Genomic DNA, 9,240 nt, shown 5'->3' with positions numbered 1-9,240 from the left:
CCGGAAGACGCCGCCAGATCGGCAGCAGGAGGCCGGTGACGAGGTGGAACGTGCTCGTCGAGAATTCCGGGATTCCGGCGATCTCCTTTTCCCATGCGGCGATAAACTCTTCCCTCTCCGCCTCCTTCCAGTGCGTGGCGGCGCAGTCATCGACGCTCATCGTGTCGCGCTGCATGGGGCGGATCAGCCGCACGCGGCGTTCCACGCTACCATCGTCGTGCATCAGGCTCGGCGCGGAGGTTTTGGCAGAAGCCCGGCCCGAGCGCTCATTGACCAGAAGCTTGCCGCCCTGGATCTTCAGCGCCTCCTCGGTCGATAGCGGCTTATTGCGGTCCCTGCGTTGAATGGTGAAGAGCCGCGTCTCGGCTCCGCTGTCATGCTGCCAGACGGTACGCCGGTCGGTGACGATCAGGCTTTCGGCGCGGATCGTCTCCAGCCCGACATCATGGATGCCCGCTGCAATGGCTGCTTCGATCCGAGCGTTCAAAAGCTCTTCGAACGCCGTGAACACGGTGTTCTGCAAGACAATGGGCAGCGCCAGCAGACGGTTGAGGAAGGTCGTGATAGGCGGCAGCTCCTCCTTCAGCGCTCTCCCCTCGAAGGTAAGCGACAACCCCGTGGCTTCCTCGAACCGCTGAAGCGAGCAGCCCTCGATGCCGCCCTGCACCAGCAGCATGTAGAACTGTCGAAGTGCCGCCCGCGCCTGATCGCCTTCGAGATTGTCCTCGGCGCGGAACAGGCCCTGCCCGCCGGTCTGGCGCTGGCCGCGGGTGATGGCGCCGAGCGTGTCGAGACGGCGGGCAATGGTCGACAGGAAGCGCTTTTCCGCCTTCACGTCCGTGGCGACGGGACGGAACAGCGGCGGCTGCGCCTGGTTGGTGCGGTTGGAGCGGCCGAGGCCCTGGATGGCGGTGTCGGCCTTCCATCCGGCTTCGAGCAAGTAATGGACGCGCAGGCGCTGGTTCTTCGCCCCCCGGTCGGCATGATACGAACGGCCTGTGCCGCCGGCGTCGGAGAAGACCAGGATGCGCTTCTCATCGTCCATGAAGGCTTGCGTCTCGCCGAGATTGGCCGAAGGTGGACGTCTCTCGACGCACAGGCGATCGCCCCCGGATCCAGTCCGGGGCAAGCTCTTACGCACGATCCGCCGCGCGCGGCCAGTCACCTCGGCGACTTTGTCCGTTCCGAAGTGCTGCACGATCCGATCGAGCGCGCCGGGCACCGGATCGAGCATGGCGAGCTGCTCGATCATGCGGTCCCTTGCCGCCAATGCCGCCTTGCATTGGATCGGATTGCCGTCATCGTCGAATGCGGGGCGCGAGCGCAGATTGCCTTCATCGTCCGTGTACGATTCATACAGTTGCGTCGGAAAGGAATGCTGCAGGTAAGAGCCGACGACCTCGCGCGGGCTGAGATCGATGGTGAGGTCTTCCCATTCCTCAGGCGGAATGTCGGCGAGCTTGCGCTCCATCACCGCCTCGCCGGTCGAAACCAGCTGGATGATGGGCGCATGGCCAGCGGCAGTGTCGCGCTCGACGCTTTCGATCAGCGTGACCGCCTTCATGCCGGTGATCAGGGCGTTGAAGAAGCGCTGCTTGGCGCCCTCGAATGCGGATTTGGCGGCGGATTTCGCCTGGCCATTGAGCGTGCCGGACGAGCCGGTGACATTCGATGCTTCCAGAGCGGAATCGAGGTTGGTGTGGATCACCTCAAACATCGCCGCGTATGCGTCGTAGATGGCCACCTGCTGCGGCGTCAGGGCATGTTCGACGATCTCGACCTCGACACCTTCGTAGGACAGCGATCGCGCCGTATAGAGGCCGAGCGCCTTCATGTCGCGGCTCATCACCTCCATCGCCGCAACGCCGCCCGCCTCGACCGCCTGCACGAACTCGGAACGGTTGGCGAAAGGGAAGTCCTCGCCGCCCCACAGGCCGAGTCGTTCGGCATAAGCGAGATTGCGCACGTCGGTGGCCCCGGTCGCCGAGACGTAGACCACGCGGGCGTCCGGCAGCGCCCGCTGCAGGCGCAGCCCGGCGCGGCCCTGCTGAGAGTGGATCTGCTCACCGCGCTCGCCCTTGCCGCCGGCGGCGTTCGCCAACGCATGGGCTTCGTCGAAGACGACCACACCATCGAAGCTCTTTGCGTTCCCTGTCGCGGCTTCGCCGCTTCCCGCCTCTTGACCGAGCCAATCGATGATCTGCTGAAGACGCGAGGCCTTGCCCTCGCGTTCGGCGGAACGCAGCGTGGGGTATGTAACGAAGAGGATGCCTTCGGCCAGCCGGATCGGCGTTCCCTGCCTGAAGCGCGACAAAGGCTGGACCAGCAGCTTTTCCATGCCGAGCGCCGCCCAGTCACGCTGCGCATCTTCCAGCAATTTCTCGGAACGGCTGATCCACACCGCTTTGCGCCGGCCCCTGATCCAGTTGTCGAGGATGATGCCGGCCACCTGCCGCCCCTTGCCGCAGCCGGTGCCGTCGCCCAGGAACCAGCCGCGGCGGAACCGCACGGCTTTCTCGTCCTCCTCGGGTGCGGCGTGAAGGTTGTCGAAGGTCTCATCCAGCGTCCATGATCCGGCGAGATGCCGGGCATGCGCCTCGCCGGCATAGATGACGCTTTCGAGCTGGGCATCGGAGAGAATGCCGCTCTTCACGATATGTGCCGGCAGATGCGGCCGGTAGCCCGGCCTGGGCGGGGCCACCGAGGCCATGGCGGCCGATTGCACCAGCTTCGTCGGATGCGGCTTCGCGCCTGGGATATGGATCGATTGCAGGGCGTAGCCCTCGTAGAGCGCGTCGGTCAGGTCGGCGCCCCCGGCCGGCTTCCATTCGATGGGCTCATAGGTGAGTTCGACAGCATCGGGCGCCGCAGAAATGACGGGACGGGACCTGCGCGCGATTGGCGCGACCTTGCGCGCAACAGCGGGCTTCGCCGCTGTCCCGAGCCCGATCTCATCGTCCACCGCCAAGCGAGGGGGCAGATGTTCGATGAGACCAGCGAGCAAGTCGGCAGTATTTTCCACGCGCGGCAACGCCGGCGGCGAAGCCGTTTCAGACGACTTGTCGATGACGGTGAGGCGCGTGTCGAAGCTGGTTCCGTGCTTGTAGTAGACGGAGCCGTCCACCACGCAGGTGAAGCGAACGGCATCGCTCAGCTTGTCGACGGGGAAACTGTGCCCGGTGATGGCAACGAGGCGACCGCCCTCGGGCAGACGCGCCAGAGCCGAGCGCACGTGATGGAAGTCGGCGTCGGAGACGCGCCCCTGCACGTGGAGCGCCGCCGAGAAAGGCGGGTTCATGAGAACGACCGAAGGCGCGATATCGTCCGCCAGCCAGTCATCGATGCTGGCAGCGTCATGTGCAGTGACCAGGCTGTTCGGGAACAGTCTCCGCAGGAGCGCAGCCCGCGTTTCGGCGATCTCGTTGAGCGCCAGCTTCGCACCCATGATCCCGGCGAAGACGGCCATGAGGCCCGTTCCGGCGGAAGGCTCCAGCACCACGTCACTTTCTGTGAGGCCGGCGGCAACTGCCGCGACCAGCGCCAGGGGCGCCGGGGTCGAGAACTGTTGCAGTGCCCGGGATTCCTCCGAGCGCCGGGTATGGGTGGGCAGCAGCCCGGCGATGCGGCTCACCATGGCGAGCAACGCCTCCGCCGAGGCCGTATTTTCGCGCATCGCCCGGCCGTATTTGCACAGGAACAGCACCTGCGCCGCCTCGCAGGCTTCGTATGCGTCCTTCCAGGACCACAAGCCTTCGGCGTCGGAGCCGCCGAAGGCCTCTTCCATCGCCTGACGCAGGATGCAGGTGTCGATGGCGATGCCGCGTTCGAGACCGGCAAGGATCCGTTCGGCGGCGGTCAGGATGCAGCTTGCGGCGTCAGTGGACGTGCGGATCGGTGAGGACCGGTCCGCCGAAGCAGGATTGGAATGTCCGGTGGACGTTTCGAAGAAACGAACGCGGTCCGGCGGCGCCGCCGCGGGTAGTGCGGAATTCATGGGATGTCTCCGGGGTAAAATTGGTTTGTGAAACGAACGAAAGGCCCCGGGGCAGGACCTTTCGGGTGACGAACGGTTGAAAGACGGACCGGGCTCTGTCTCGACTCTTCCGGTCCACCCTTTCAGGAGCGATCTTCTGCCTCTCCCGGTCGCGGCGGAGCGGGTAGTGCGGCCCTGGCCGGTGCTCCCGCCCGCCCCATATCCGGCCCTTACGTCAGTATTCGCCCGGAAGCATCAGCACATTGTCGGTGAGGAAGAAGGCGATCTCCTCAAGCGGGAACTCGGTATAATCGATCTTCCGCACGAGGATCGGCTTGCCGTTGCCGTTTTCGCAGGCCAGGCGCGCCGTCCGGTCATCGGCGACGCTGAGCTTCCAGTGCTGGAAGGGCTCGGCGCGGATGGCCGGGTCGTGCTGGTAAGCGGCAATGTCCGCGATCAGCCACACCGCCCCGCCCTTTTCGGCGACATGGTGGACGCCTTCGGTGTAGCGAAGACCGGTCAGGGCAAAGCGATAGAGGCAGGTGCTGCCGATGAACTGCGCGAGGTCGGCCTGGGTGAGTTCGTGCGTATCCTGCATGGGTATCTCCAGGTTGAGGGGTTGACGGAAAACCGGGCCGGTCTCTCTTTCACCTGACCCGGTTCACCCTCCCGCAAACGCCTTTCCCTCTCAGCCGAACCGCTCCCCGCTGCCGGTGAAGGTGTAGCCGTTGGCGCTGATGCTTTCATCCACCACGCCGTCGGACTGGAGATATTCGTATTCCGCCTCCAGCCGCGCATGGAGCCAGCGGGCAAGATCGCGCAAGGCTTCAAGCACGATGTCCTCGGCATCGGCGGTCATCTGTGCACCGTCGCGGCGCACTTGAAACGCAGTCATTGTTCAAATAGCCTTGGCCAATGTCATGCCCGGAAGCCACTCCCCGCAAGAAGTCCCGAGAATACGAGATTGATAATCTCCTCGCGGAAGAATTCCGTTGCGACCCGGAATTTGCAGCCAGGTTCGCGCGCAGGTGTGGGCTGGAATTTGCACATTTCCACGTGAAGGATGTCATCCCCCAACCAGAACTCCATGTGGGTGGTTCCGGCGACCTTCTCGTGGACGCAGAAATTGATGGGACACGCGCAGGCCTGCTCATCGAGGACAAAATTGATGCAAGTGCAGCAGTTCGACAGGCTGACCGTTATGCCGAGCATGCCAAATACATGCGTTGTAACAAAGGATACACACGAGTTGTAACCGTACTTGTGGCCCCCGCCAGATATGTGGGTGAAAGCGGCAAATACGAATTCAAAGTCAACCTTGAAGAGGTCGCTGAAATGATTGATTCTCCCAGTCCCGGTCGACGCGATTACAGACGGAACATCATTGAGCGGGCACTGGAGACGGCAAAGCGTGAACCTGAACCAGACCCTAAAATGCTTGAACTGCACAAAGCCTATCGTAAGTGCATGGAAGAGATGTCACGCGATGGCGAGCAGGAGTTCGTTTTCCCGCCTCTGAAACCTACATATTTCCCTGAATCATGTTATGTCGAACCTATTTCGCATCCGAAATTCCCAAACCACGTTTTCCTTCGGCACAAGCTATGGACAAAAACAGATCCGAAGCATCCGCAAGCGACAGGCATGGTAGACCTTGTGGTCGATCCTGTATTGGAAATGGAGCGGCGTGCGCTTTTGGAGGCAAGGCCGGAAGGTTCGACATTTGAAGGTTATCCCGAAAAAGACAAAAAAGGTGCGAGGGGTATTCAATTCGGTCTCAAGGTTTCTGAATTGAGACATGATTCTTTCTGTGAGACAAAAGTTGCCGAAGCGCTCAAGGCGATGCAGAAATGGACGGAATGCTGGCTGAAGCTGGATTCGGAGCAGCCGACCAAGCCGAAGAAAAAGTCGCGATAACCATTCTGTAATCTGGTCACCGGTCTCAGCCACCGTATTATATTGCGGAACATGCGGATGGACTCGGTGCCGGACCTTCAGCATGTTCAGCCTTGCAGCAAATCTTCGCAATGAGGTCCCTCATGGTGACAAGAACGTCCTTTCGCATAGCCGGCAGCCCTTCTTGGCCTGTCCTTGTCTGTGGCTTGCGGCACCACATTCGAAGTGCCGGAAGTGAGCGATACGGCGGGATCTGCATGGTGTTTTCGTGGCAGTGGTACCCGCGCTGGCCGATGTGAGCACAAGGCTGGAAGAAATTGCGCCGCTGGATGTTTGCGAGACGCTTGGCGATATCGTGCAGTTCCCCGTCTTTCGGGGCATGGGCTTTTATCCGGGCGACGCTTCCCCTGACATGTATCCACATCCCCTCGAAGCTCGCACCATCACCCTGGCCCCCGAAGCCCTGGAACCGAATGCACGGTTCCCGGCGCGTTCCGCCACCCATCAGCCGGACGGGGCGGGTTGCGAGCTCGACGCCGAGAATCGCGCAGATGGTGGAAAAATCATCGTACACAAACGACCACCAGTCATAATCGAGATTCCCTTCGCGATACCATGCGCGCGCGCGTTCCCTGACGGCCTCAGTGAGTTCATCGAAGGTGAAGACGGTGGTTTTGATCGTTGTCGGCATGCGTGCCTCCATAAGTGAAAGGCCCGGCGCCCCCGCGCGACGCAGCCGCACATAACAGGGCATCCGGGCCGTGATGGATAAGAAGCGAAAGGACCGCTCATTCGGCGGCTGTCAGGAATTCCGGCAGAGCCGCGGCGGAGGCATCCGCCTCCGGTTCGCCCCGATCATGACTGCCCGCTCCGGCATCGCCGGAAACCGGAGCCGTCTCGACCCCAGGCGTCCTCAGCGGTTCCGGCAGCCAGCCGGTATCGGCCAGCAGCCGCTCGGCCTGCTCGGCCATGTCGGACTTCCTGAGATGGTCGATCAGTTCGGCCGCGGCTTCGCCCCTGGCCTCGGTGACGGCTTCCAGAATGCGCGCCCTGGGCACCCGGTTCAGGTAATTCTCAGGCGTTGGCTTCCAGCCGCCGGCGGCCATGTCGAGCGAGACGGCGCAGGCGAGCTGATCGGCATGGCGCTTGCGCCCCGGCGCCCTGTTCCACGGCTCATGCACCGCGTTGACCGAGAGCGAGGCGCAATGGGCAAACAGCGCCATGCGGCTCTCATGGTCGAAGTCACAGAGGAACGCCCAGAGAAGCTCCGGCTCGCCTGGAAGCCGCCTTTCCCACCTGGCATGGCGCTCGCCGATGGCCTTCGCCGATGGGCATTCCTTCAGATCCGGCCCCTGGACGGAAAAGCCGGAACTCGTCCACGTAACCTCCAGGCAGCTCTCGGTGGCGTAGCGATAGAACGTCTGGAGCGCCATCCCATGCAGCACGGCGATGAAGGCGATGTCCGGGTCACCGGCAAGCGCATCGCGTAAGGAAAGCGTGCGATGCGCCGTCAGTTCCATGACCAGCCGGTCGGAGAGCGGCTTCAGGCCCTCGTCTTCCCCGGTCCCGCCATCGGCCTGACCGGAAGGCGCCTGTCCGGGCACGCAATGCGCCCCATCGGCGGCGCCATCCGGCGATGCGCTTTCGGCATCGCACGTTGCCGTCCCGGCATCGCCGTCATCGTCCGATACCGGCGCCTCGTCCCCGGGCCGGACATAGCCGCGCTCGACCTTGAGGCCGCCATTGCCGTCGATGCTGACGAAGGCCCCGGCGCGGGCGATCTCTTCGGGATCGTAGACGACGGGCCGGTCCTCGAACGCATCGAGTTCGGCTTCGATATCCGAGAGACGCCTGTCGACCTCTTCGGGTAATTCTTCGTCCGTATCGCAATAGCGTTCCTCGATCCGTGCCATCTCGTCGCGCAGGGCCTCGCGGCGGGCATGTTGCTCATCGGTGAGCGGCTCCGTCTCGCCCATCACGCGGCGCAGGCCAGATGTATGACCATAGGGAAAATCGGCGGCCGTCTCGGTCCATTTCCAGCCTTCCGCCTCGATCGCCCCGGCCTCGGTGGCGAGTTTGTCGGCAACGAGCCGCTCCAGCAGCGCCACGTCTTCGAGCCAGCCATCGTCGTCCTGCGAGAACAGGTCGCGCAGCACCGTGCCGCCCTCGGCCTCGTAGGCATCGAGGCCGATGAAACGGACGCGCCTGTCGCGCATGGAGACACTGTCTTCGGTCAAAAGCTTCCTGATGTAGTATGGCGCATCGTTATAGCCGCGGCTGACCATCTCCCAGACCTGCTCCTGGCGGGCGTGGTCATTGGAGATGCTGAAGCTCATGAGCTGTTCCAGCGTCATTGTGTCGGCGGCATAGACCTCAAGCAGCTTCGGTGACACCGCGGCCAGCTTCAGCCGCTGTTTGACCACCTTCGGCGTGACGAAGAACCGGGCGGCGATCTCCTCCTCTCCCAGACCCTGATCTTTCAACGCTTGGAAAGCGCGGAACTGGTCCAGCGGGTGGAGGCTGACACGCTGGCAGTTTTCCGCCAGCGAATCCTCCTCCAGAATGCCGTCCTCGCGCACGATGCAGGGGATCGGCGCGGTTCTATTGAGCCGCTTCTGCCTGACCAGCAGTTCCAGCGCCCGGTAGCGCCGCCCGCCGGCCTGCACCTCGTACCGGTCCGTGAACTGACCGTCTTCGCCGATGACGGGCCGCACACTCAGGCTTTGCAGCAGCGTGCGCCGGGCAATGTCCTCGGCCAGGTCATCGATCGACACACCCGCCTGCACGCGTCGCACGTTGCGGTCCGAGAGCGCCAGCTTGTCGAACGGAATGTCCCGGGACCGGGACAGGGAGAGTTTCTTGCGGTTTGCCATGTCGGTTCTCCTGAACGGGCGGAGAAAGCCTTCTTTCCCCTTCCAGACCCGTTCATGGAAAACGCCTGGCCCTTTACCTCTATGAGGCCGGCTCCCCGGTTTCCTCCAGGCCGGGATTGCGAACCGCCGACCCTGCCGCCGGCTTCTTCGGGCGGACCGAAGGATCCGGCCCACACACCCCGGCGCAGGAACTTCGCCATGCCCTCCCGGCCGGTGTCGTTGTAATGTCGGTTGGCATCGCGGCCAGCGATGGCCCGGCCCTCATTGGCAACCCGGGCGGAAAGGTTGCCGCCGACCGCCTGGAGCAGTTCTGAGCTAGATTGGAACATTTGATGGTGGAAAATCGGTCCGGTCGGCTGGGCGCGTCGCGCAGTGCGATGCGGGGGCATCGGGCAAGCGGCGCAACAACGCCGATGGGCCGTCTTCCCCTCCCCGGAAAGGGAGGTGGATATTGAGAACCGAATTTGAATGGGCCGGGCGATTTTGCTCCCTGGCGTC

The 9,240-nt window shown here is 63.2% G+C and carries 5 protein-coding genes and 1 pseudogene; 1 reads left to right on the top strand and 5 read right to left on the bottom strand.

The genetic code is table 11. The annotated features are described in order from the left end of the window. The 3 genes and pseudogenes from E4M07_RS27175 to E4M07_RS27165 form a co-directional block, all read right to left on the bottom strand. Nucleotides 1-3,994 (bottom strand): strawberry notch family protein (locus E4M07_RS27175; RefSeq protein ID WP_136661558.1); only part of this gene is annotated, 3,994 nt, incomplete at its 3' end. Between the two features lie 214 nt (nt 3,995-4,208). Next, entirely contained in the window at nt 4,209-4,571 is a 363-nt protein-coding gene (locus E4M07_RS27170; protein WP_136661557.1) for a DUF6876 family protein, read from the bottom strand. Between the two features lie 90 nt (nt 4,572-4,661). Beyond that, nucleotides 4,662-4,832 (bottom strand): annotated as a pseudogene (locus tag E4M07_RS27165) (antitoxin of toxin-antitoxin stability system); the annotation flags it as partial. Between the two features lie 197 nt (nt 4,833-5,029). Between E4M07_RS27165 and E4M07_RS27160 the strand changes: the two are divergent. Beyond that, complete coding sequence (locus E4M07_RS27160) at nt 5,030-5,890, top strand: hypothetical protein (RefSeq protein WP_136661556.1); 861 nt, start codon at nt 5,030-5,032, stop codon at nt 5,888-5,890. A gap of 37 nt (nt 5,891-5,927) precedes the next feature. Here the strand turns inward: E4M07_RS27160 and E4M07_RS27155 are convergent, their stop codons facing one another. Next, a complete protein-coding gene (locus E4M07_RS27155; RefSeq protein WP_136661555.1) occupies nt 5,928-6,560 on the bottom strand; it encodes an antitoxin of toxin-antitoxin stability system in 633 nt (210 codons plus the stop codon). A 97-nt stretch (nt 6,561-6,657) separates the two neighbouring features. After that, the gene (locus tag E4M07_RS27150; protein WP_136661554.1) at nt 6,658-8,742 is read right to left on the bottom strand and encodes a ParB/RepB/Spo0J family partition protein; all 2,085 of its coding nucleotides are present in this window, start codon (nt 8,740-8,742) and stop codon (nt 6,658-6,660) included. Nucleotides 8,743-9,240: the final 498 nt, after the last annotated feature.

Source organism: Nitratireductor sp. XY-223, from assembly GCF_004959855.1.
Lineage (GTDB): Bacteria > Pseudomonadota > Alphaproteobacteria > Rhizobiales > Rhizobiaceae > Hoeflea_A.
Note: the sequence above shows the minus strand (reverse complement) of the source record. Positions and strands in the feature narration are given on the sequence as shown.